This is a genomic window from Pseudomonas sp. LBUM1678, from assembly GCF_059695575.1.
In genome coordinates this window covers 2236854-2260888 of sequence record NZ_CP166775.1, presented here as the reverse complement: position 1 = coordinate 2260888, position 24035 = coordinate 2236854, and the positions used below count along the sequence as shown (strand labels likewise).

Sequence of the window (24035 nt, the reverse complement as noted above, 5' to 3'; positions counted from 1 at the left end):
CCTGGATGGCCATGAAGTTATACCTCGAACCGGACGCCCTCCCGCGATTGCTGCAGAGCAGTACCCACTGCTGGTCAAGCTTGCACACACTCATCCCTTCTCCAACCAAGCTGAATTAGCCGATGCATTCCACGCTGCAACGGGCATCACCGCTCATCCCGACACGTTTGCAAAGGCTTTGAAGCTGGCTGGAATCACGCGCGTGAAGTAGCGTGCCAAGGGCAGATTTGTTTCAGCCGAACCTCGCAAGTCCTATGGCTACAATGAGACGCACCGACGCCAGTTGCCGGAGCAACGCTATTCCAGCTGCCTGACTGATGCTGAATGGGCGCTAGTTGCCGATCTACTTGAAGCTCAGGGCGGTCGGGGTGTACCACCACGTCTTTCTCGACGGACGCTGCTCGAAGCCTGCTGCTATGTCGTGCGTAAAGGCTGCTCCTGGCGCATGCTGCCGCACGACTTTCCTCACTGGGACAATGTCTACAAGACCTTCCGCCAGTGGAGTCTCCAGGGTAAATCAGAGCAAATGCATGATCGCTTACGCGCGCAATGGCGGGATAGGGAAGATCGCGATGCCGCTCCGTCAGCGGCTATCTTGGATTCGCAATCGACCCGCAGTTCTCCCCAGGGAAGGTACAGTGGCTTGCTCCGTACAAGGTCGACGGCGAATTGGTATTGGCGTTCTGGTGTCGGATGGAGAATCCACTGTCTGAAGCGGAAGAACGGGGCAAGCTGATTGCCTACGGCCGCAGCCGAGGACTCGATGAGGCATCGACGCTTTGCAGTCGTATGGCCTACGACACCTACTACCCGGCCGGCAGCCGCGTCAAGCACTTCATTCCGAAGGCGCTGGAGCAGCAGGGCAACCTGCTAATCAAGGCAGCAAACGCAATCGCAGATCTGCCGGATGGGCCGTACGAACGGTTCAAAGCCCGCCAGCAGAAGAAAGCGGAAAAGTCAGCAGCTGCCTGACATCCCGCAGTAACTCCCTCCCCCTTCAAAGTCAGCCGCTATAGCGGCAAAGGACAGGTATTGCCCAATGGAAAAGACAGCCAATGAAAAGTGGTCAATCAATGGCGAGAACGGTTCGTGGGATTACAACAGCCTCAACGATCTGATCCGCGATAACTAAGGCAGTGCCGGTGACGGCACAAGCTTTGGACCTGGCCTCGGAAACGGCTTAGCTATCGGCGACACGATCTATCGCGGGAACGAATGCAAGGACGATCCGGCCGGCTTCCTGCCTGATGCAACCCAGATCACCGAAATCATGTGGGACAACGCCGCATCCAGTGATGCTGGCGAGTGGGTCGAAGACTACCCATCCATAGACAAGTCAGCATTGATTGATCTTGAGGCAGCGCTTGAGCCGCTCAAGGCTTGGGCTCGCAAGTACTGCCAGCCTGATTTTTTCACGGTGAAGAACATCGCCCAGTACACAGTTACAGCTGAGGATGTCAGAAACGTCGATCGGCAGGTGACGCCATGATCGCCCTCGCCTGGTTCGCCTACGTGTACTACTACAAGGGGCCGCGATGATGATCGTCAAAATCGCATTTGATCCCGCCAATCTGAAAGCTGATGACGAGGCTTGGCCAGCCTTCAATGCCGGCGGCCTCACTCTCAAGATCTGGGCGCTGTACAAAAAACACTTCGTCACCTCTCAACACTTCCGCGAATCCTTAGTACAGATGGCCGAGCTGTTTGAGCGAATGCTCGACATCGATGACCACGAAGTTCGGCCATACATGAACATCGACGATGTTCATGGGTTACCTCGGTGCCTGCGGCATCTACGGAACAGTGGTCGGGCCGCGCCATAAAGAAATGTCCGAGTGGGTGGTCAGGTACTGGGACTATTTCAATCTATCTACCCAGCGTTCGGTGACGCTCCAGTTCAAGGTTGTGAAAGAAGTCGATGAGACTCTGACGGTCTGCGGCTTCGGCCCGGCCACCACCGTTTAACCCCTACCCCACATAAGAGCCTGCCGGTATACGGCGGGCGAGGAATCGTCATGCCTGAACGAATCCCATGCTCGCAATATGACGAGCGCCATAACCGATGCAGCAGTGGCTTTCCACGCATCCATCCGACCTGCTGGGGCGGGCCTGCTAGCTTTCACGCATGTGGCACTCAGACCAGCGCACCGATGTGCATGCACGAAGATCTGCCTCCCCACATGCTTCGCGAGAACGGTCTTCCCCTTGGTTGGCCAGCACAATAAACACCTTCTGCCGCCACGCGGCGCGGAGCATCATCATGGCCAAAGTCATTGCCCAAATTACCGCCAGGCTGCCGCGCCTCATGGAGGCCGGCGAATACAGAAAGCTGCGCTACGCCGGCGGCAAGCCGAGCCTGCAGCAATTGAAAAAATGGATTGAGGAAGGCGAAGTGGTGGGAGAGGTAAAAGGCGGGATGTATTTCGTGGATCTGCAAGCGGCCGTGATGGGATCGAATGATCCCCTGCTCGCCAAGATGATGGAGGTGGGGTGATGGCTCCCCCACGTGAAAGGACCGTTAAAAATCGTCATCTCCCCGCAAACCTGTACCCGAACGGGAAATACTGGCAGTACAAAAACCCGATCACCGGCAAAAAGACCAGCATCAACAAGTCTATGGCGGAGGCCATCAAGCTGGCCAACGCCGCCAATGTGAAGCTGCTCCCGCTGCTGGCCGATGACGGGTCATTGCTGGCCATGATCACCGGTGACGCCGCGCCGAAGTTTACTCGCTGCCTGGAGCGATTCGAGGATGAATGGCTGACTACCAGGTCTTACGCCGCCAGCACGCTGAAGGAAATCAAATTCAAGCTGGCCCGGTACCGCGAGGACCTGGGCGATTTGATGATGGGCCAGCTGGATGTGCTGACGGTGGCCGAGTACTTGGATGGCTTCGAGAACAACGCCTACACCAAGCACCGGGGCCTGCTGGTTCAGGTGTTCGCGTTCGCCGTGGCCAAGGGCCTGTGCGAGCGTAACTCAGCGGAGCTTACCCTAGTCAAAAAGGAAGCCGAGAAGAAGCGTCAGCGCCACACGGCCGAGGGATTGAACAAGATTTTGGAGTATGTCGGGACGCCGATCTGGCTGAAACGAGCCATCTGGCTGGGTTGCTGAGTCTTCAGCGGCGGGAAGATATCGTGGTGTGGCCGAAATCGGCCGTAGACCTCGAGCAGAACACCATCAAGGTATCGCCCGGGAAGACGCAAAACTACGAAAAGCCCGCGCACTTGGAGATCGTCATGGGCCAGGCGCTGAGGGAGGTGGTGATGGAGTGCATGAAGTCGCCGGTCGTCTGCCCCTACCTGATCCACTACTCGCCAAAGGCGCGCAAGCGTTCGCAGCTGGTCGCCAAGCTACACTAGGGAATGCGGTGACAGCCGATTATCTGACCAAGTCTTTCGCCCAGGCTCGGGACGATTCACAAGCTTACGCCGACATACCGGTGCGCGAGCGCCCTACTTTCCATGAGATCCGAGCACTCGGCGCCTGGCTGTACGATCAGCAGGGTTTCGACCAGGAATACATCCAGGGATTGATGGGGCATGCGGATGTGAAGATGACCGAGCACTACCAGGCAGGGCACGGCGATGACGCGGTGGTTTATATGAAGGTCAAAGCCGACCTGAAAGTGTAGCCCGGTGGTCGTTTGCCCAAAATATTCCCAAAGTTTGCCCAAAGGCAGAAAGCAAAAAGGGGTCACCGTTTCCGGTGACCCCTCTAGACCGCCCAGCAGAGCGGATTTTGTTTGGTAGGCGCGATTGGACTCGAACCAACGACCCCCACCATGTCAAGGTGGTGCTCTAACCAACTGAGCTACGTGCCTGCTGTGAGGCGGCATTCTACGGAATTCCGGAGGGGTGTCAACACCTTTTTTCGAGCTAACCCTATGAATATGCAAAATATTTAATTTCGCGGCGGTTAAGAAGATTTTCCGGTGGCTGGCGGTCGATTTTTAACTCGGGTAGGATCGATGCACTCGTAAAATATATTAAACAGAGGCAGCCGGATGGCGAACACCCCCTACCCCGAATCCTATTACGCCGCGTCGGCCAATGCGGTTCCGCAGCGTCCGGCCTTGCAGGATGACGTAGAGACTGATGTCTGTGTGATCGGCGCCGGCTACACCGGGCTGTCCTCTGCCCTGTTTCTGCTGGAGAACGGTTTTAAAGTCACGGTGCTGGAAGCCGCCAAGGTGGGCTTCGGCGCGTCGGGCCGAAACGGTGGCCAGATCGTTAACAGTTATAGCCGTGACATTGATGTGATCGAGCGCAGTGTCGGTCCCAAGCAGGCTCAGTTGCTGGGGCAAATGGCGTTTGAGGGCGGACGGATCATTCGTGAGCGGGTCGCCAAATATAATATCCAGTGCGACTTGAAGGACGGCGGCGTATTCGCTGCCATTACCGCCAAGCAGATGGGGCATCTGGAATCGCAGAAGCGCCTCTGGGAGCGTTTTGGTCATACGCAGCTGGAGTTGCTGGACCAAAAGCGCATTCGTGAAGTAGTGGCTTGCGATCAATACGTCGGCGGCATGCTCGACATGAGCGGCGGGCACATTCACCCACTCAACCTGGCGTTGGGCGAAGCGGCGGCGGTCGAGTCGCTGGGCGGCACGATTTATGAGCAGTCGCCGGCGGTGCGCATCGAGCGCGGTGCGAATCCGGTGGTACACACGCCACAGGGCAAGGTCAGGGCCAAGTTCATTATCGTTGCCGGCAATGCTTATCTCGGTAATCTGGTGCCGGAGCTGGCGGCCAAGTCGATGCCCTGCGGGACTCAGGTCATCACCACCGAACCTTTGGGCGATGAGTTGGCCAAGCGCCTGCTGCCGCAGGATTACTGCGTCGAGGATTGCAATTACCTGCTCGATTACTATCGACTGACCGGCGACAAGCGTCTGGTCTTCGGCGGCGGTGTGGTCTATGGAGCGCGGGATCCGGCGAACATCGAAGCGATCATCCGGCCGAAGATGCTCAAGGCGTTCCCTGAGCTCAAGGACGTGAAGATTGACTACGCCTGGACCGGCAATTTCCTGCTGACCCTGTCGCGCCTTCCCCAGGTGGGACGGATCGGCGACAACATCTACTATTCCCAGGGTTGCAGCGGCCACGGCGTGACGTACACGCATTTGGCGGGCAAGGTACTGGCCGAAGCGTTGCGTGGCCAGGCCGAGCGTTTCGACGCGTTTGCCGATCTGCCGCACTACCCGTTCCCCGGCGGACAATTGCTGCGCACACCGTTTGCCGCGTTGGGCGCGTGGTATTACGGGTTGCGGGACAAGTTCGGGTACTGACCGACACAACAACGATTTTGTGGGAGCGAGCCTGCTCGCGATGAGGCCGTCACATTCAACATCAATGCTGCCTGCCAGTCCGCTATCGCGAGCAGGCTCGCTCCCACAGGGGGATGGTGTTTAGAGTCGATCCCGCGCGATGCCGCTGCGGATTCGCAGGATGTCGGCGAGCACCGCGAGAGCAATTTCCGCTGGCGTCTTGCTACCCAGGTTCAGCCCGATGGGCGCATGAATCCGCGCCAACTCCGCGTCTCCCAGACCACCGATCCTGCTCAACCGCTCGAAGCGCTTTTGCGAGGTCTGCATTGAACCCATCACGCCGATATAAAACGCTTCCGTGCGCACGGCTTCCATCATCGCCAGATCGTCGATGCGTGGATCGTGAGTCAAGGCCACCACCGCGGTGTCGCTGTGGCAGCCGCCGTCAGCAATGAACACCGAAGGCAATTGACGACGAATCTCGACGTTTTCCAGCACGACACCTTCCAGTACTTCATCGCGCGGATCACAGAGAATCACTTCGAACCCCAGGCCAACCGCAAACTCCGCACACGCCTGAGCGACGCTGGAATACCCCGCCAACAGCAAACGCTGAGCCGCGCCGATCCGCACGCGCACCCGGTCAATCTCACGTTCGATGCGCACGCCCTGTTCGCGATCAATAAACAGACTGCGCGCACCGCTGGCCAGATCGACCTCGCGGATCAGCCGACGCTGGCCCAGCAACGCCGACTCCAGTTCCCGCAGATGAGCCTGAACCTCGCACTCGGACTCAAGCTTCTCCACCAGCACATCGAGTACGCCGCCGCAGGGCAAACTCACACGGGAACGCGGATCATCACCTTCGCCATAACGAACGACGCTGACCGCATCAAGAAACGCCCCCTCAGCGACGCGTTCAAGAAAGTCCTCCTCGACGCAGCCGCCGGACAGCGAGCCGATCCAATGTCCGTCGGTGTTCACCGCCAGCAATGAGCCCGGCGCACGCGGTGCCGAGCCATAGGTGGCGAGCACCGTGCACAGCCAGATACGCCGGCCAGCCATCGACCATTCCAGCGCCCGTCGCACGACTTGCAGATCGAGATGCTGCATGTCAGTGCGCCTGGTGCTCGAGCGGCGGTGCATCGGCCCGCAAGGTCTGCACGCCCTTCACCGCGAGATCACCCGACTGACCACCCCAACCCTGACGCAGGTAGTTCAGCAGATCGGTGAGTTGCTCGTGGCTGAGTTTTTCGGCGAAACCCGGCATCGGTTGCATGTGTTCGAACCCGGCAAATTTCTGCTCACCGATACCGTCGTCAATCACCCGCACCAGGTTGCGCGGATCTTCCAGGCGCAGCGTGGTGTTGCCGCGCATGGCCACGGCGATGTGCGGTTTGCCTTCGCCACCAACCGCGTGGCAACCGGCGCAGACGTTCAGGTAATCCTGACGACCGCGCTGGGCGCTGGCGCTGAGTTTGTCCAGTGGCACGTCGGTCAGCACCTTCGCCGCCGGCGGTTGATCGCCGAGCAGGAAGGTCGCCATCGCCGCCAGGTCCGGGTCATTGAGGCCTTGGGTGCTGTTGTGGAACACCGGGAACATCTCGTTGAACATCGTGCCCTGGGCGCTCATGCCGTGCTTGAGGAATGAGCTCAGGTCCTGAGGATTCCAGCCGCGAGCGGCCAGGTCATTGGCCAGCAAGCTCGGCGCCAGGTAGCCGTTGAGCAGGCCGCCAGTCATGCGTTTGTCCTGCTGCATCGCACCCGGCAAACCGCGCGGCGTGTGGCATTCGCCGCAGTGACCGAGCACGTCGACCATGTACTGGCCACGTTTCCAGGCTTCGCTTTTGCCTTCGGCCGGTTCCAGCTTCACGTCCTTGCCGTAGAGCATGTCCCAGCCCATCAAGCCCAGGCGCACGTTGAACGGGAAGCTCAGGCTGGTGACCGGCGCCGCACGTTCGATGGGCTCGACGGTTTTCAGGTAGGCGTGAATCGCGTCGGAATCGGCGCGCGGCATCAGGTGATACGAGGTGTAGGGCATCGCCGGATACAGGTTCGCGCCATCGCGACGCTTGCCTTCGGTGAGCGCGGCGAAGAATTCGTCATCGGTGTACAAACCGATGCCGTGCTCTTTGCTTGGTGTGATGTTGGTGCCGTAGATCGTGCCGAACGGCGAAACGATCGGCAGACCGCCCGCGTAAGGCGCGCCACCCGGTGCGGTGTGGCAGGCCATGCAGTCAGCGGCACGAGCGAGATAGGCACCGCGCACAACTTGATCATCCGCATGAGCCAGCAATACAGGCGCAGCCAGACCAACCGCCAACGCCAGGCGGGAAAGTAGATGCTTCATCATTAACCCTCCTTGACCAGGCCGAGATCGGTCAGCACGTTGCGCGTCGCGCTGTAATAACGCACGTAACCAGTGCAGCGGCAGATGTGGTGACCGAGACTGTCCTCGATGACTTTTTCCAACTGGCTTTTGACGATGGGCTGGCGCTGCAGCTTCTCCACCAACACCGTCGCGGCATTCACGAAACCCGGTGCGCAGTAGCTGCACTGGAAAGCGAATTCATCAACGAAGCGCTGCTGGATCGGATTGAGTTCGGTGACCTGTCCCTGCTCGTCGCGGGTCGCGTGGCCTTCGATGGTCCGCACCTTTTTACCTTCGAAATAGTGCGCGCCGGTGATGCAGGTGCGCACTTCTTCGCTGGTGCCGTCCGGGTTGTCGACGATCACCACGCAGGCGTGGCAGATGCCCTGGCCGCAGCCCAGGCGCGAGCCGGTGAGGTTTTTGTATTCGTGCAGGTAGTCGATCATCGGCAGGTCATCAGGGATGTCCACCGGGCCGACGGATTGACCGTTGAGGGTCAGTTGAAGCGGACGGTTAGGCATTGAGGGCCTCCTTGATGCGGGCAGAAGTGATAGGCAGGTCGCGGACCCGTTTACCGATGGCGTGGGCCACGGCGTTACCAATGGCGCCGACCACCGGGATCATCACCACTTCGGCAATGCCCTTCGATGGATCGCTCGGCGACAGCGGCGGCAGGATCTCGGCCGTTTGCTTCCAGACCGCAACGTGGCGCGCCATCGGCAAGCGGTAGCGGTTGAAGTTCCAGTCGCCCTCCCCCGGCCCGCCTTCGTACAGCGGCATCTCTTCCATCAACGCATGGCCGATACCCATGGCGATCCCGCCTTCGAGCTGGCCCTTGACCAGTTCTTCCACCAGCACCCGCCCGCACTCGACCCACGAGTGATGGTTGAGCACCTGGACTTCGGCCGAACCCTTGTTCACTTTCAATTCCACTAGCGTCGCGACCGGGCTGTAGTAAGTCACCGCCGCGTTGTTCAACTGAGTGTCCGGGTAATGGATGTTCTGGCGGTCGAGCAGGTGGAAACCGGCGCTGTTCATCTGCGCCTTTTTCACGCTCGGAGCGCCGTCGCCGTACTTCACCGCCAGACCATCGAGCGGCAGACGTTCACGCACGCCGTCGATGCTGAACTCGGCCTCGGCCCAGCTCCAGCGGTTGAAACCGTGCACCGTCGCGCCGGTCACCAGGCCTTTATCGTGAGCGTGTTTGGCCAGTTGTTCGAAGCTCAGCGGCTGCATGCCGTTGGCGGTGAGTCGGCCGTCGACCCAATGCGCGTCTTCGCGTCGCACCACGTACGGATTGGCTTGGCCGCCGTAAGGGCCCTGGCCCCAGATCTGCAATGCCGCTGGCCACAAACCGTGATTGAACAGCACGCGCGCCGCTTCACGGGTGGCGTGGCTGAAGTAGTACGCGGAGTTGGTCGCCGACGAAGCCGAAGCGAGCTTGCCGACCCAGCGCGGGTTGCGCAGGAAATTGTCCTGCTCGACCTGGCTCATGATGTACGGGTTGCCGCCGGTGATCAGCTGCAACTCTTTCCATTCGGTCTCGCCGGTCTTCACTTCAGTCGCCGGAACGCCGAGGAAATCAGCCACGACCAAGGCTTGCGAGGTGGACATGCCGGTGCCGATTTCGATACCGATGTGGCGCAGGGTGATGTGCCCATCAGCGGTGAACTCGATGCTGGCCATCGGCGCTTCGGAACCGGTGCCGAAGTCTTTCTGGCAGATGGCGAAACCAACGCCGTACCAGTTATCCGGGTCTGCGGCTTCGCGTTGTTTCTTGATCGCGTCGCGGTTTTTCCAGACTTCGTGCACGGCCGCCTTGTCGAGAATCTCGTGCAGGCGCAACGCACCCGCCGGCACCGCGCCCTGGGTGTTTTTCATGCCCGAGATCATGGCGTTTTTCTTGCGCAGATCAATCGCATCGATGCCGAGGCGATCGGCAATTTCATCGACCATCATCTCGGTGGAGGCCATGCTTTGCAGCGTGCCGTAGCCACGCATCGACCCGGCTTCAACGGCGCGGGAATGGTAGGCGGTGACCTGCAAATCGTTCTGCGGCATGTAGTAGATCGACTGCGCCGCCGTGGCGCCAACCGCCGCGACTGAAGGGCTGTAGTTGATCCGTCCGCCGCCGTCGACGTTCATCTCGGCGCGGAAAATCTTGAAGCTGTGATCGGTCTTGTCCACCGCCAGTTGATAGCGGATATCGAACGGGTGACGCTTGATGCCGCTTTGGAACTGCTCGTAGCGATCATTGGCCAGACGCACCGGCACACCGGCGCCGTACAACGCCGCCAAGGCCGCGTAGTACACGAAAATGTTGTGGTCCTTGGAGCCGTAACCCACGGTGTAACCCGGGTGCATGTTCAGGTTGGCCAGGCCGAAACGCGACGGCGCGATCATCTTCGCGGTTTCGGTCGCAGTCTCCAGCGGGCACTGGGTGGCGACGACAAAATGCAGGGTCTTGGTCGCCGGGTCGTACCAGCCGTTTCCGTTGTCCGGCTCCATCGCCGCGGGTTCGATCGACGGGGTTTTGTAGCGTTCGTCGAACACCAGCCAGTTGTCCGGCGGCGTGTCGATCTGCTGCTTCATGCGCTCGGCGTAAAACAGCCCGCGCTCGGTCAGGTTGCCGTGCAGGTTCGGCTGGGAATTCCACACCGGACGACGGTTGCGCAGCATCGGGAACAGGATCGAATCCTTGAGGCTGGCGAATTCGTCTTCGTCGGCCGAGGTCGCACCGCCGACGCGCACGTAGCGGAAACTGCCGTAGGGATCGCCTTCGTAGAACGGCACTTTGTCGCCGTAACGAATCGCTTTGTCATTGAATTTGAGTTTGGCCTTGGCCTGACGGAAGCGCTCGAAGTCGTTCCAGATCAGGATCGCCACCGGATGACCGATGAACATCGGCACCTTGCCTTCCGGCAGCAGCGGATCGGGCGCGTGCTCTTCCGGGAAAGCGATGCCGTCCTTGTCCAGGTCAGCGGCGGTGACGATGCGGTCCGGCTGCAACTCGGCGCCGAGCCACGACAGGTCATAACCTGCGTAGATGCGATCGGCCTTGGTGGTTTTCAGCAGCATGGCGTGGCCTTGCTGCTGCGGCCAGCCCGGCATGTCCTTGGCGCGGATGTCGCGGGCAAAGACTTTGCTGCCGCAGACCTTGGACAAGGCATCGTTACGCGAGCGCGCCTTGCCGTTGTTGCCGAGCCATTGCTCGGAAGGCACGGTCACGCTGTTTTCCATCAAGGCCGCCAGCGCCTGACTGCTGAGGGGTGTAAGCGTCACGCTCACACCCGCCACCAGCCCGCCCTGAAGGAACGAGCGCCGGGATATTTCACGGTTGGACATGGATCATCCTCTGGGCGGTTATGGGTCCGCCCTTGTGGTTATGTTCTGGGGATCTCGAGTCTTGCAGAAGCCCTTTTTGACGATACAAAGGGCTGTGTTGACAGTGCAAAGCTGACCGAAAGGTTAACTTTATAGATTTATGCGCTTTTAGAAAACAACTGGTAACAAAAATCTGACCGAATAATCAAAAAACCGCCGCTTTTCGGCGGAGCAAATCGATGAACAAACCCAATTCCCGGCTGATGTGTTCGCCCTTGCGCAGCAGCAATCCGAACGGCGCCAGTTGCACATCCAGCTCTACGGGCAGCGCCACCACCAGACCCATTTTCAGGTAGTCGCGCAACGCCGTTTCCGAGAGCACCATGATTGCGTCGGTCAGTTGAATCAGTTGCTGCATGGAATACACCGAACTGCATTCGATGATGTCGGCGGGTGTCGGCAAGGCCAGGCGCTGCAAAGCCTGATCAAGCCCGATCCGCGCCGGGCTGCTCTCTGGCTGCAGGATCCACGGCCAGCCGCTGACCAGCTCCGAGAGTTCGAGTTTTTCCCGCTGCACCAAGGGATGCCCGGCATGAACTACGACCAGCAGCCGTTCGTTGCCCAGTTGTTCGAACTCGTAATGTTCACTGTCGGTGGCGGCGTTGCGACGGGCGATGGCGAGGTCGATGCGGCCCTGTTCCAGAAGCTGGATCACCTGGTCGCTGGTATCGCCCATGATGCGAATGCGCAACTGCGGATTGAGCGCCTTGATTTCGGCAATCGAATCCATCACCAGGTCCGGTGCGGCGCCCATGATGGTACCGATAGACAGATAACCGTAACCGCCCTGCTGCCGCGCGATCAGGTCTTCGGCGCAGCGGTCGAGGCCGCTGATGGCGGATTCGGCAAAACGAATCAGCTCACTGCCCAGTGCCGTTGGCCGCATCCCACGGGGCAGGCGCTCAAACAGGTCGCAGCCGAACATGTCTTCAATCTCATGCAGCATCCGGGTCGCCGCCGGTTGCGACATGTTCAGGCTTTGCGAGGCACGGTGCAGGTTCTGACTGCTGCTGAGCGTCACCAGCATGTGCAAATGCTTGTAGCGCAGGCGGTTGAGCAGGCTGCGGGAGATGATCGGCGTGGTCATGGTGGGCCTTCCTTATCGATACCTTGAGGGTATCAGTTGTGAGCTAGATTCGATTTGTAACGCATCGATCTACGGCCGTACAGTCTTTCCCATAAGAACAAATGCCCTACCAAAGGAAAACTGCGATGAAGACTCTACCCGCGCCTCTGCTCGCCAAAATTTCCTGGCGGCTGCTCCCGTTCCTGCTGCTGATGTACATCATGGCCTTCCTCGACCGCGCCAACGTCGGGTTCGCCAAGCAAGCCTTCCAGGCCGACACCAACATCAGCGACGCCGCGTTCGCCTTCGGCGCCGGGGTGTTCTTTGTCGGTTACGCATTGCTTGAAGTACCGAGCAATCTGATCCTGCACCGTGTCGGCGCCCGCCTCTGGATGTGCCGGATCATGGTCACCTGGGGCCTGGTCTCCGCCGCCATGGTCTTCGCCCACACCGAAACCAGTTTCTACATCCTGCGCTTTTTGCTCGGCGTGGCCGAAGCCGGTTTCTTCCCCGGCGTCATCCTCTACCTCACTTACTGGTTCCCCAGCGCTGTGCGCGGCAAGGCCATGGGCTTCTTCTACTTCGGTGCGCCGCTGGCGTTCATCTTCGGCAGCCCGTTGTCCGGCCTGTTGCTGGAACTGGATGGATTCGCAGGCTTCCACGGCTGGCAGTGGCTGTTTGCAGTGGAAGGTTTGATGGCGACAGTGGTGGGCGTCTGGGCCTATTGGTATCTGGACAATCGCCCTGCCGATGCCAAGTGGCTGACGGTTGAAGAACGCCAGCAAGTGCAAGGCATTCTCGACCAGGAAGACAGCCACAAGCAGAACCACGGCCGCAGCCTGCTCAACGTCTTGAGCCAGCCTTCGGTGCTGTACTTGTGCCTGATTTATCTGCTGATCCAGGCCAGCGTCTACGGCGTGGTGTTCTATCTGCCCACCCAGGTCGGCGGGCTGCTCGGCACCAAGGTCGGACTGATGGTCGGGCTGGTCACGGCGATCCCGTGGATCTGCGCATTGGTGGCCGCTTATTTGATTCCCGGCTACAGCGACCGCACCGGTGAACGCCGCCGCACGGCGTGCCTGACCTTGCTAATGGCCGCCGCCGGGATCGCCTGCTCGGTGACCTTTAGCAGCCCCTTCCTCGGCATCGTCGCCCTGTGCTTTGCCGCCTCCGGTTTCATCGCCGTGCAACCGGTGTTCTGGACCTTCCCTTCCAGTTACCTCGCCGGCAGCGCCGCTGCGGCCGGGATCGCCCTGATCAACTCGTTCGGCGCCCTAGGCGGCTTCATCGCCCCGGTGCTGAAAAACTGGGCCGAAGGCGCCTTCCATTCACCGGCCGCCGGTTTGTACGTGCTGGCCGGCACCACTGTCATCGCCGCGTTGCTGGTGCTGGGCATCCGCTCCCCCGCACAGAAGCCTTCCAACAAACCGGCCACCGTTTAAACCTGAGGAATCACACCATGGGCATTCCAACCATCAAACACGTCCGCGCCTTTACGTTGAGAGGCGGCGGCGCGGATTATCACGATCAGGCGGACGGCCACTGGATCGACGATCACATTGCCACGCCGATGAGCAAATACCCCGAGTACCGCCAGAGCCGCCGCACCTTCGGCATCAACGTGCTCGGGACCCTGGTGGTCGAAATCGAAGCCAGCGACGGCACCGTCGGTTTTGCCGTGACCACCGGTGGCGAGCCGGCCGCGTACATCGTCGAGAAACACCTGGCGCGCTTCCTCGAAGGCGCACGGGTCACCGATATCGAAAAAATCTGGGACCAGATGTACCAGTCGACGCTGTATTACGGGCGCAAAGGCATCGTGATCAACACGATCTCCGGCGTCGACCTGGCGTTGTGGGACTTGCTCGGCAAAATCCGCAAGGAACCGGTACATCAGTTGCTCGGCGGTGCGGTGCGCGACGAATTGCAGTTCTACGCCACCAGCGCCCGCCCGGACCTGGCGCAGAAAATGGGTTTCATCGGCGGCAAGATGCCATTGCACCACGGCCCGGCCGAAGGCGAAGAAGGCCTGCGCAAGAACCTCGAAGAGTTGGCCACCATGCGCGAGCGAGTCGGCCCGGATTTCTGGCTGATGCTCGATTGCTGGATGAGCCTGGACCTCAACTACGCGACCAAACTGGCGGTCGGCGCACACGAATATGGCTTGAAGTGGATCGAAGAAGCCCTGCCGCCTGACGATTACTGGGGTTACGCGGCCCTGCGCAACAACGTGCCCAAAGGCATGCTGGTGACCACCGGCGAACACGAAGCGACCCGTTGGGGTTTCCGCATGCTCCTGGAAATGGGTTGCTGCGACATCATCCAGCCCGACGTCGGCTGGTGCGGCGGCATCACCGAACTCGTAAAAATTTCAGCCCTGGCCGACGCGCATAACGCACTGGTCATTCCCCACGGATCTTCGGTGTACAGCTATCACTTTGTCGCCACCCGACATAACAGCCCGTTCGCCGAGTTCCTGATGATGGCGCCCAAAGCCGATGAAGTGGTGCCAATGTTCCACCCGCAATTGCTCGGCGAACCGGTGCCGGTGAATGGCCGCATGCGCCTGTCGGCACTCGATCAGCCAGGGTTCGGCGTGACGCTCAATCCGGAATGCCAACTGCATCGGCCGTATAACCGCTGAGAAAGGAACCCGACATGAAAATGCCTCACAACGCTTTCAAGGCTGCCCTGAAAAACCCGGCGGCCCAGTATGGCATCTGGGCCGGATTCGCTACCGGCTACGCCGCCGAAATCGTCGCCACTACCGGCTACGACTGGATGCTGATCGACGGTGAACACGCGCCCAACACGGTGCCCGGCGTACTCGCGCAATTGCAGGCAGTGGCGCCCTACTCCACGGCTCCCATCGTGCGCGCGGTGACGGGCGAAGCTAACCTGATCAAGCAACTGCTGGATATCGGCGCGCAAACCCTGATGATTCCGATGGTCGAAACCGCGGAACAAGCTGCTGGCCTGGTGCGCGCCATGCGTTATCCGCCGCATGGCATCCGTGGCGTCGGCGGTGGCCTGACCCGCGCCACGCGCTGGGATGGCGTGCCGGATTACCTGAACACCGCCCATGAGCAGTTGTGCCTGATCGTTCAGGTGGAATCGCGCATGGGTGTGGAAAACGTTGAAGCAATCGCTGCCATCGAAGGCGTCGACGCGGTGTTTATCGGCCCGGCGGATTTGTCCATTGGCCTAGGCCATGCCGGCAACCCGGGACATCCAGAGGTTCAGGAACGCATTCAACACGCGGTGCAAGCAACGCTCGCGGCCGGCAAGGCCTGCGGCATTCTTGCGCCGAACGAAGAAGACGCGCGCCGCTATCAGAGCTGGGGATGCCAGTTCATTGCGGTGGCCATCGACATCAGCCTGCTGCGCCAAAGCGCCATGTCCACCCTCGCGCGCTACCGCACACCGGCCACCGAGCACGCGCCGTCGCGCACCTATTGATCAGCCAAGGAGTCGTCCCATGTCGTCCGTGCCTGTCTACGAAAACTTCATCAACGGCCAGTTTGTGGCCAGTGCTGCCCATCTCGATGTGATCAACCCGGCCACCGGCGCCGTACTGTCGAAAGTCCCGGCCTCGACGGCCGAAGACGTCGACCGCGCCCTCGCCGCCGCGCGCGCTGCGCAAAAAGACTGGTCGCGCAAACCGGCGATTGAACGCGCCGGGCATCTGCGCCGGATCGCCGCCAAGCTGCGGGAGAACATTCAGCATCTGGCGCGCACCATTACCCTGGAACAAGGCAAGGTCAGCGGTCTGGCGGAAGTCGAAGTCAACTTCACCGCTGACTACCTCGACTACATGGCCGAGTGGGCCCGACGCATCGAAGGCGAAATCATCACCAGCGACCGCCAGAACGAAAACATCTTTCTGTTTCGCAAACCACTGGGCGTGGTCGCCGGGATTCTGCCGTGGAATTTCCCGTTCTTCCTGATCGCCCGCAAGATGGCCCCGGCCTTGCTGACCGGCAACACCATCGTGATCAAACCCAGCGAAGAAACCCCGAACAACTGCTTCGAATTTGCCCGGCTCGTCGCCGAAACCGATCTGCCGCCCGGCGTGTTCAACGTGGTCTGCGGCGATGGCCGGGTGGGCGCGGCGCTCAGTGCGCATAAGGGCGTGGACATGATCAGCTTCACCGGCAGCGTCGACACCGGCTCTCGGATCATGGCCGCCGCGGCACCGAACATTACCAAGCTCAACCTGGAACTGGGCGGCAAGGCGCCGGCCATTGTGCTGGCGGATGCCGACCTAGATCTGGCGGTGAAAGCCATCCGCGATTCGCGGATCATCAACAGCGGTCAGGTGTGCAATTGCGCCGAGCGGGTGTACGTCGAGCGCAAGGTCGCCGATCAGTTCATCGAACGCATTTCTGCGGCGATGAGCGCGACCCGTTACGGCGATCCGATTGCTCAGCCCGATGTGGAAATGGGCCCGCTGATCAACCGTCAGGGCCTGGACAGCGTCAATCGCAAAGTCCGCACGGCGTTGAGTCAGGGCGCAAGTTTGATCAGTGGTGGGCAGATTGCCGATCGACCGAACGGCTTCCATTTCCAGCCCACGGTGTTGGCCGGGTGCCGCGCCGACATGGAAATCATGCGCGAAGAGATTTTCGGCCCGGTGCTGCCGATCCAGATCATCGATGACCTTGACGAAGCCATCGCCCTGGCCAACGACTGCGACTATGGCCTGACCTCATCGATCTACACCCGCGACCTGAACAAAACCCTGCACGCGATGCGCGAGCTGGATTTTGGCGAGACCTACGTCAACCGGGAGAACTTCGAGGCTATGCAGGGCTTCCATGCCGGGGTGCGTAAATCCGGGATTGGCGGTGCGGATGGCAAGCATGGGTTGTATGAGTACACCCATACACATGCGGTGTATTTGCAGGGCTGAATCTTCGGCGCTGCTGATGCCGCCATCGCGAGCAGGCTCGCTCCCACAGGGGATTGGTGTTGTGCATTAAATCTATGCAACAACGCAAAACCCATGTGGGAGCGAGCCTGCTCGCGATGGCGTCAGGTCAGCCATTGAGATGCCGTCAGAAGTCGACCGTTGCCGAAAGCAGGTAGGTACGTGGAGTCGAAAGCGTCAACCCAGGCTCGCTGTCATCCGAAGCACCGGCCGAACTCCAATAGCGCTTGTCCGCCACGTTCTCGATATTGGCGCGCAATGTGATGTTCTTTCCCTCGACCTTGAACGCGTAGCGTGCGCCCACGTCGAAACGCTCCCAGGAATCGATTTCCTTGTTGTTGGACTGGTCCAGGTACTGGGAGCTGGAATAGATGCCACGGCTGGTGAGGGTCAGGCCCTCTAAGGTCGGCACGTCCCACTCGGCGCCCAGGTTGACGTTGTATTTCGGCGTGGCCGGCGCCCGGTTGCCGTCGAAGGTGCCATTGGCCGTGTTGGTCAGCTCGCTGTCGATGTACATAACGCCGCCGAGCAGGCGGAAGCCATCGAGCGGTTCGCCAAACACACTCAGCTCCACGCCCGTGTTCTCACGCTTGCCGTTCGGGCCGAAGACGCGCGTCGTGGCGTTGGTCTCATACGCTGGCTGCTTGATCCGGAACACTGCGGCGGTCACGGCAAATGCACCCGCGTCATACTTGGCGCCGACCTCGACCTGACGGCTGATGAACGGCGGGAAGATTTCGTCCTCATTCACCGAAGTCGACGGCGCGATCTTGCCCTGGCTCAGGCCTTCCATGTAATTGGCGTACAGCGACAGCTTATCGGTGGCCTTGAACAGGATGCCACCCGACGGCGAAACCTTTTCCTCGTCGTAGGCGGTGTCGCCTTTGACGTTATCCGACCAGTCGTCAACCTTCACCCGCTGCCAGCGGGCGCCGAGGGTCAGCAGCAACCGATCATCGAAGAAGCCCAGGGTGTCGGACAACGCCACGCCGCTGAAGCGGTTCTCGGTATAGACCTTCGCATCCTGCCGCGTGGGTCTGAGCGGCGTGGGTGTTTCCACGGGGTTGTAGAGGTTACTGGGGGCGGCCGCGTAACGCGCGCCGCCATTCTCGAAGTCCATGTAGAAATAGCTGGCGGCGAGGTTGACCTCATGGCTTACCGCGCCGGTATGAAACCAGTTGCGCACGCCTGCCGTGGCCGTCCGGACATTTTCGTCGCGGGTGAAATCACGTGGCTGAACACTGAAATCGCCCGCGTTGTTGGTGACCGCAACGGCATGCCGGAGAAAGTCATGGTTGCTTTTGCGCGCGCCCACACCGCCGTACAACATGACGGAATCGTTGACATCGAATTCGCCGTTCACCGTGCCGAACGTGTCGTTGGTGCTCGCCTTGCTCCACGGCTGCGCATAGTTGTGGCGCACATCGCTGGCACGCGGGACCTGCGCGTTGGCATTGACCTGCACGCGCTCCTGCGGCGCGTCGGTGTCACGCTCGGTGCGCCCGATGTCCGTCGAGAGCCGCAGGCGTTCACCGCGAAAATCCAGGCCCAGCACGGCCATCTCGCGGTCGACATTCTGCTGGTCCCAATCGGTGTCGCCGGACTGCTTGACGCCGTTGAAACGAAGACCGAACTTGTTGTCTTCACCAAACCGTCGACCGACATCCACGGCACCGCCGACCTGGCTGTCGGACGCGTAGTTGCCGGTGAATGAAGTGATCGGTTTGTCGGTGGCACGCTTGGGCACCACGTTGATCCCGCCACCCACACTGCCCCTTGGCGAGATGCCGTTGATCAGTTGGCTTGGACCTTTGAGGACGTCGACGCGGTCGGCCATTTCCATGTCGATCGTGTAGGTCGGCAGGACGCCGTAAAGACCGTTGTAGGCAACATCACTGTTGAACAGGCTGAGCCCGCGAATGGTGAACTGCTCATAACGTCCACCCGCCGGGTTGGTGGCGCGAACCGATGGGTCGTTGGCGATCAGATCGCCCAAAGTACGCGCCTGCTGGTTCTTGACCACCTCGCTGGTGTAGGTGGTCATGCTGAACGGCGTTTCCATAAAGTCTTTCGAGCCCAGCAGGCCTTGCGAACCACGGCGCGCAACCTGGCCGCCGGCATACGGATCGCCGTCCACCGGGTCGATGGCACCGAGAATCGAGGTGGCGCCCAGTTGCAGGCCGCTGCCTTCTGGCGCTGGGGTCAGGATGTACGCCTGTTCACCCACCGGCTGCAATTGCAGGCCGGAACCCTGCAACAGTCGAGCGAAGCCCTCCTCCACTGCGTATTCGCCGGACAGACCGGGGCTGTTGCGACCGCTCACCAGCGCCGGGTCCACGGACAGATTGACCCCGGCCAGTCCGGCGAAACGGGTCAGCGCTGCGCTGAGGCTGCCGGCCGGCACCTGATAGCTGCGTCGAGGTGCGTCTTCGGCCCAACTGGCGGTGATGAACAGCGGACAGGTGCTGAGGCTCAGCAACAGACTCAAATGCAAGAACGGGCGCAGGCGGGATGAAGCCAAACGCGAACTGGACGGGAACACTGCGGGCATTGAAAAGGCTCTCTTGATTCGTTCACTTGCCTTGAATGACAAGCGAGGCGAAAAAAGGGGACACGCTTCAAACACTATTTTTGCGCGGCAGCAGCGTTACCCAATAACGCGTACGCGAATGCACCTCCAACGGCAGGCTGGCCGCCAGCAGCGCGAGGATACGATCGGTGTCTTCCAGGCGAAAACTGCCGGTGACACGCAGGGATTCCAGTTCTGGCTCCCAGCGCAGCACGCCCGGGCGATAGGTGCTGAGTTCGCGCAAAAAATCCCCCAGGGGCTGGTTCTGCGCCATCAACACACCGTCGCGCCAGCCTGGAGCAAGCACGTCGAAAGGCTCTACAGCGTCGGCACCCGCTGCCTGAAGGCTGACTTGCTGGCCTGCGCGCAACGAAAAGACGGGGCCGTGCAAAGGCTGCAACTGCACCGTGCCGTTGAGCACCGATACCTTACACCCCGTCTGCCATTGACGAACGCACACTTCACTTTGACTGACGACCACCTGGCCGAAGTGCGTCTGGATTGTCAGCGGCGAGGTGCCGGGGACTTTCAGGGCTATTTCGCCCTCAACAAGCTTGAGCAGCCGGTTGTTCAGATCGATATCGACGGCGCTCGCGGTGTTCAGCTGCAGCGAGCTGCCATCGGCCAACTGGACTTTCCTGCCCTCCCCGGTCGCTGTCCGCAGGTCGGCACCCCAGATATCCAGAGGCAACTGCCGACTGATCAGCCAGGCGGTCGGCACCAACGCCACCGCTCCGATGGCGCGCTTGAGCACGGTGCGTCGGCTCGGCTGCGGCCGGTCCAGACTGGCCATCGCCAGCGCTGACGGCAGGTCGGCAAAGCGTTGACGCAGCAGTTGCGCTTTTTGCCAGGCCTGCTCGTGGCTGGAATGGCTGTCGCGCCAGGTCTGCAATTCGGCTCGATCCCGCTCATTGGCAGTGCCCGATTCCATGAGCGCCAGCCACTGCGCGGCCGCCCGTATGACTTGGCGGGCGTCAGCCGAAGGGGCGGAACCGATCACAGATCCACCAGCAGGCAATGCTCGTAGGCTTGGGCCATGTAGCGCTTGATCGTGCGCTCCGAGACTTGCAGGCGCTCGGCGATTTCTTGATAACCCAGGCCTTCCAGTTGACTCCAGAGAAACGCCCTTCGTACCGGGATCGGCAATCCATCGAGCAATTCGTCGAGGGCTTGCAGGGTTTCCAGCAGGATCCAGCGCTGTTCAGGGGATGGCACGCAGTCTTCTGGCAAAAGCGCCAGTGCATTCAGGTAAGCCTGCTCCAGGCTGCGGCGCTTGTAGAAGTTGGTCAGCAACCGTTTGCCCACGGTCGCCAGGTAGGCGCGGGGTTCTTGCAGGTCAGCAATGCGCTGGGAGCTGGCGAGCAAACGCACGAACGTATCCTGGCTCAGGTCCGCCGCATCGTGACCATTGCTCAAGCGTCGTCTCAACCAGCTTTCGAGCCAGCCGCGATGGTCGCGGTACAAATCGTGGAAGGTTTGCTCCTCCGGCATCGCTGCATCACTCATTTCAAGAAGCCCTGTGCCAGGAGTTATCGTAAATGAGAGTGATTCTAATTAATGTCGGGCGTGTGAAGGAAGCTCTTTATGCATTGGCTGAGCAGAAAGGCTGGATTGGCAGGGTATGAAGGGAGGAAAAGCCAAATCGCAGACACAAAAAACCCCGGTCTTTCGACCAGGGTCTTTGCTATCGACTCGAAGACAGCCAGTGGCTTTCTTCGTAGCTCCAAGGCGTTCAGTGGGCCTTGAAGCAGATATGGCGCAGCGGACGGGACTCGAACCCGCGACCCCCGGCGTGACAGGCCGGTATTCTAACCGACTGAACTACCGCTGCGTATCGCTTTGGACTTGCGTCCAAGTAACTCGTCTGATTGAAAGCTCCGAGACTTTTCAGTCTCTCTTTCAATCTCGAATCAGGGCAAGCCTGACTCGGAAAATATGGCGCAGCGGACGGGACTCGAACCCGCGACCCCCGGCGTGACAGGCCGGTATTCTAACCGACTGAACTACCGCTGCGCGTCGGTGGAGGCTTTTAAAAGCTTCCATCTTGCTTTCGCAAGACTCTCGGATTTGGTGGGTGATGACGGGATCGAACCGCCGACATTCTGCTTGTAAGGCAGACGCTCTCCCAGCTGAGCTAATCACCCGTTTGCATCTCCGAGGCCGCGAAATTTACGCAGGTAGCGAACCTAAGTCAATAGCAGGATTGAAGTTTTTCTGAAAAAGACAGAATCGTGTCATTCCGCACCGGGGTCGCAAACCGTCAGACCGCTTTCGCGAGCAGGCTCGCTCCCACAGTGGACCGCGTTTCGTCAGGCAACATGCTTTCTAAATGTGGGAGCGAGCCTGCTCGCGAAAGCGGCGGCACATTCAACCTCAATGCTGAAGACAGCACCTCTGCCCCATCACTCGCTGTAAATCATCTTCTTGGTCATGCCGCCATCGACCACAAACTCCTGGCCCGTGACGAAGCCGGCATTCTTCGACAACAGCCAGGCCACCATCGCCGCAACGTCTTCGACGATCCCTACCCTGCCCGCCGGATGCTGGGCATGGTCGGCATCGGTCAAGGGTTCGGCACGTCGCGCCGCCGGGTCTCGCGCATCGATCCAGCCGGGGCTGACCGCGTTGACGCGAATTTCCGGCCCAAGGCTGATGGCCAGCGCGTGAGTCAGGGCCAACAGACCGCCCTTGCTCGCCGCGTAAGCCTCTGTGTCCGGCTCGGACTGCGCGGCGCGGGTCGAGGCCAGGTTGACGATCGCACCGCTGTGAGCGCGCAAGTACGGCGCACAGTGTTTGGCCAATAGCATCGGCCCACTGAGATTGACCGCCAGCACCCGATTCCAATAAGCCAGATCGAGGCTTTCCAGCGTGATGTTGTGCGGGTCGGCAATCGCCGCGTTACACACCAGCGCATCCAGGCGCCCAAACTGCCCCAACACTTCGGCGACGCCCAACGCCACTTGCCCCTCGTTCGAGACGTCCATGGCGATGAACCAGGCGTTTGCGCCCAGCACCTTCGTCACTTTCGAACCGCGCTCTCGGTCAAGGTCGGTCAGCACCACCTGCCAGCCTTCGCTGATCAGCCAGGCCGCAATCCCCAGCCCGATGCCGCGTGCGGCACCGGTGACCAGTGCAACGCGGCCATGGGTGCCAGTGCCCGGCGTCGACAACTCGATCACAAGGCAGCCAACCCGCGCGCCAGATCGGCTTGCAGGTCAGCCACGTCTTCCAGACCGACCGCGATGCGGATCAGGCTGTCACGAATACCCGCCGCTTCACGCTCTTGCGGCGCCAGACGGCCGTGGGAGGTGGTGCTCGGGTGCGTGATGGTGGTTTTGCTGTCGCCCAGGTTGGCGGTGATCGAAATCAGGCGGGTCGCATCGATAAAACGCCAGGCGCCCTCTTTGCCACCCTTGACCTCGAAACTCACCACGGCGCCGAAACCTTTCTGCTGACGCAGGGCCAGTTCGTGCTGCGGATGGCTGTTAAGGCCGGCGTAATGGACTTTCTCGATGCCGTCCTGCCGCTCCAGCCACTCGGCCAGTTGCTGGGCGTTGGCGCAATGCGCTTTCATGCGCAGGCTCAGGGTTTCCAGGCCCTTGAGGAAGATCCAGGCGTTGAACGGGCTCAGGGTCGGCCCGGCGGTACGCAGGAAACCCACCACTTCTTTCATCTGCTCGCTGCGACCGGCGACAACGCCGCCCATGCAACGACCCTGGCCGTCGATGAACTTGGTCGCAGAATGCACGACGATGTCCGCGCCCATCTTCAGCGGCTGTTGCAACGCAGGGGTGCAGAAGCAGTTGTCGACCACCAGCATCGCGCCTTTGGCGTGAGCGATTTTCGACAGTTCGGCGATGTCCACCAGCTCGGCCAGTGGATTGGACGGAGACTCGACGAACAGCAATTTGGTGTTGGCCTTGATCGCCGCGTCCCAACCGGACAAGTCCGCCAGAGGCACGTAGTCGACTTCGATACCAAAACGCTTGAAGTACTTCTCGAACAGGCTGATGGTCGAGCCAAACACGCTGCGCGACACCAACACATGGTCGCCGGCGCTGCACAGGCTCATCACCACCGCCATGATTGCGGCCATGCCAGTGGCTGTGGCCACCGCTTGCTCGGCGCTTTCCAGCGCGGCAATGCGCTCTTCGAATGCACGCACGGTCGGGTTGGTATAACGCGAGTAGACGTTGCCCGGCACTTCACCGGCAAAGCGCGCCGCGGCGTCGGCAGCAGTACGGAATACATAGCTGGAAGTGAAGAACATCGGATCACCGTGCTCGCCTTCCGGCGTGCGGTGCTGACCGGCGCGTACGGCCAGGGTATCGAACGCTACGCCTTCGAGGTCGCTGTCCAGCCGACCGGCATCCCAATCCTGACTCATGCTGTCACTCCTTGCCTTGCTCTTTTAGTAGATACAAAACCGGCCTTGAGGAGGGACAC

The 24035-nt window shown here is 60.6% G+C and carries 22 protein-coding genes, 4 tRNA genes and 1 pseudogene; 13 read left to right on the top strand and 14 right to left on the bottom strand.

Annotation, left to right across the window (positions count from 1 at the left end):
- Nucleotides 1–19: 19 nt before the first annotated feature.
- The 8 genes and pseudogenes from ACA070_RS10275 to ACA070_RS10240 all read left to right on the top strand — a co-directional run.
- A pseudogene (locus tag ACA070_RS10275) lies at nt 20–643 on the top strand (transposase); the annotation flags it as partial.
- 50 nt (nt 644–693) lie between these two features.
- A complete protein-coding gene (locus ACA070_RS10270; protein WP_497451024.1) occupies nt 694–972 on the top strand; it encodes a hypothetical protein in 279 nt (92 codons plus the stop codon).
- A 298-nt stretch (nt 973–1270) separates the two neighbouring features.
- A complete protein-coding gene (locus tag ACA070_RS10265; protein ID WP_497451023.1) occupies nt 1271–1489 on the top strand; it encodes a hypothetical protein in 219 nt (72 codons plus the stop codon).
- 46 nt (nt 1490–1535) lie between these two features.
- Nucleotides 1536–1823, top strand: coding sequence for a hypothetical protein (locus ACA070_RS10260; RefSeq protein ID WP_497451022.1), 288 nt, complete (start codon nt 1536–1538; stop codon nt 1821–1823).
- A 437-nt stretch (nt 1824–2260) separates the two neighbouring features.
- Nucleotides 2261–2494 carry a hypothetical protein gene (locus tag ACA070_RS10255; protein ID WP_497451021.1) on the top strand — a complete coding sequence of 78 codons (234 nt, stop codon included), beginning with the start codon at nt 2261–2263 and terminating at the stop codon, nt 2492–2494.
- Entirely contained in the window at nt 2494–3114 is a 621-nt protein-coding gene (locus ACA070_RS10250; protein ID WP_497451020.1) for a phage integrase Arm DNA-binding domain-containing protein, read from the top strand. The genes ACA070_RS10255 and ACA070_RS10250 overlap by 1 nt, the downstream gene beginning before the upstream one ends.
- A gap of 23 nt (nt 3115–3137) precedes the next feature.
- Nucleotides 3138–3362, top strand: coding sequence for a hypothetical protein (locus ACA070_RS10245; protein WP_497451019.1), 225 nt, complete (start codon nt 3138–3140; stop codon nt 3360–3362).
- A gap of 8 nt (nt 3363–3370) precedes the next feature.
- Nucleotides 3371–3634, top strand: a complete 264-nt coding sequence (locus ACA070_RS10240; RefSeq protein ID WP_497451018.1) for a tyrosine-type recombinase/integrase — start codon at nt 3371–3373, stop codon at nt 3632–3634.
- Between the two features lie 112 nt (nt 3635–3746).
- Here the strand turns inward: ACA070_RS10240 and ACA070_RS10235 are convergent.
- A tRNA-Val gene (locus ACA070_RS10235) sits at nt 3747–3823 on the bottom strand.
- A gap of 183 nt (nt 3824–4006) precedes the next feature.
- On the opposite strand from ACA070_RS10235, the gene ACA070_RS10230 reads away from it, so the two are divergent.
- On the top strand, nt 4007–5290 hold the full coding sequence (locus tag ACA070_RS10230) for an NAD(P)/FAD-dependent oxidoreductase (protein WP_497451017.1): 1284 nt from the start codon (nt 4007–4009) through the stop codon (nt 5288–5290).
- 120 nt (nt 5291–5410) lie between these two features.
- Here the strand turns inward: ACA070_RS10230 and ACA070_RS10225 are convergent, their stop codons facing one another.
- The 5 genes from ACA070_RS10225 to ACA070_RS10205 all read right to left on the bottom strand — a co-directional run bounded on the left by ACA070_RS10225 (nt 5411) and on the right by ACA070_RS10205 (nt 12111).
- Nucleotides 5411–6382, bottom strand: coding sequence for an XdhC family protein (locus ACA070_RS10225; protein ID WP_497451016.1), 972 nt, complete (start codon nt 6380–6382; stop codon nt 5411–5413).
- Nucleotide 6383: 1 nt separating this feature from the next.
- Complete coding sequence (locus ACA070_RS10220; protein ID WP_497451934.1) at nt 6384–7619, bottom strand: c-type cytochrome; 1236 nt, start codon at nt 7617–7619, stop codon at nt 6384–6386.
- A gap of 2 nt (nt 7620–7621) precedes the next feature.
- Nucleotides 7622–8161: a (2Fe-2S)-binding protein gene (locus ACA070_RS10215; RefSeq protein ID WP_497451015.1), complete on the bottom strand. Its 540-nt coding sequence runs from the start codon at nt 8159–8161 to the stop codon at nt 7622–7624.
- The gene (locus ACA070_RS10210) at nt 8154–10985 is read right to left on the bottom strand and encodes a xanthine dehydrogenase family protein molybdopterin-binding subunit (RefSeq protein WP_497451014.1); all 2832 of its coding nucleotides are present in this window, start codon (nt 10983–10985) and stop codon (nt 8154–8156) included. The genes ACA070_RS10215 and ACA070_RS10210 overlap by 8 nt, the downstream gene beginning before the upstream one ends.
- 184 nt (nt 10986–11169) lie before the next feature.
- Nucleotides 11170–12111, bottom strand: a complete 942-nt coding sequence (locus ACA070_RS10205) for a LysR family transcriptional regulator (RefSeq protein ID WP_497451013.1) — start codon at nt 12109–12111, stop codon at nt 11170–11172.
- A gap of 125 nt (nt 12112–12236) precedes the next feature.
- Here ACA070_RS10205 and ACA070_RS10200 point away from each other — a divergent pair, with 125 nt between their 5' ends.
- The 4 genes from ACA070_RS10200 to aldA are packed head-to-tail and all read left to right on the top strand — an operon-like array spanning nt 12237 to nt 17002.
- A complete protein-coding gene (locus ACA070_RS10200) occupies nt 12237–13532 on the top strand; it encodes an MFS transporter (protein ID WP_497451012.1) in 1296 nt (431 codons plus the stop codon).
- A 17-nt stretch (nt 13533–13549) separates the two neighbouring features.
- Nucleotides 13550–14734, top strand: coding sequence for an L-rhamnonate dehydratase (rhmD, locus tag ACA070_RS10195; protein WP_497451011.1), 1185 nt, complete (start codon nt 13550–13552; stop codon nt 14732–14734).
- A gap of 14 nt (nt 14735–14748) precedes the next feature.
- Nucleotides 14749–15549: an aldolase/citrate lyase family protein gene (locus ACA070_RS10190; RefSeq protein WP_497451010.1), complete on the top strand. Its 801-nt coding sequence runs from the start codon at nt 14749–14751 to the stop codon at nt 15547–15549.
- Between the two features lie 19 nt (nt 15550–15568).
- Nucleotides 15569–17002 (top strand): aldehyde dehydrogenase, encoded by a 1434-nt coding sequence (gene aldA / locus ACA070_RS10185; protein ID WP_497451009.1) that lies wholly within the window; start codon nt 15569–15571, stop codon nt 17000–17002.
- A gap of 145 nt (nt 17003–17147) precedes the next feature.
- On the opposite strand, the gene ACA070_RS10180 is transcribed toward aldA, so the two are convergent.
- From ACA070_RS10180 to ACA070_RS10145, 8 genes are all read right to left on the bottom strand, one after another.
- Nucleotides 17148–19571 (bottom strand): TonB-dependent siderophore receptor, encoded by a 2424-nt coding sequence (locus ACA070_RS10180; protein ID WP_497451008.1) that lies wholly within the window; start codon nt 19569–19571, stop codon nt 17148–17150.
- A gap of 67 nt (nt 19572–19638) precedes the next feature.
- On the bottom strand, nt 19639–20589 hold the full coding sequence (locus ACA070_RS10175) for a FecR domain-containing protein (RefSeq protein ID WP_497451007.1): 951 nt from the start codon (nt 20587–20589) through the stop codon (nt 19639–19641).
- Nucleotides 20586–21095, bottom strand: coding sequence for a sigma-70 family RNA polymerase sigma factor (locus tag ACA070_RS10170; protein ID WP_497451006.1), 510 nt, complete (start codon nt 21093–21095; stop codon nt 20586–20588). The genes ACA070_RS10175 and ACA070_RS10170 overlap by 4 nt, the downstream gene beginning before the upstream one ends.
- Before the next feature lie 248 nt (nt 21096–21343).
- Nucleotides 21344–21420: transfer RNA gene (locus ACA070_RS10165), tRNA-Asp, on the bottom strand.
- Nucleotides 21421–21525: 105 nt separating this feature from the next.
- Nucleotides 21526–21602 (bottom strand) — tRNA-Asp (locus ACA070_RS10160).
- A 55-nt stretch (nt 21603–21657) separates the two neighbouring features.
- Nucleotides 21658–21733, bottom strand: a tRNA-Val gene (locus ACA070_RS10155).
- 258 nt (nt 21734–21991) lie between these two features.
- On the bottom strand, nt 21992–22768 hold the full coding sequence (locus ACA070_RS10150) for an SDR family oxidoreductase (protein ID WP_497451005.1): 777 nt from the start codon (nt 22766–22768) through the stop codon (nt 21992–21994).
- Nucleotides 22765–23976, bottom strand: a complete 1212-nt coding sequence (locus tag ACA070_RS10145; protein ID WP_497451004.1) for an O-succinylhomoserine sulfhydrylase — start codon at nt 23974–23976, stop codon at nt 22765–22767. The genes ACA070_RS10150 and ACA070_RS10145 overlap by 4 nt, the downstream gene beginning before the upstream one ends.
- Between the last annotated feature and the right edge of the window lie 59 nt (nt 23977–24035).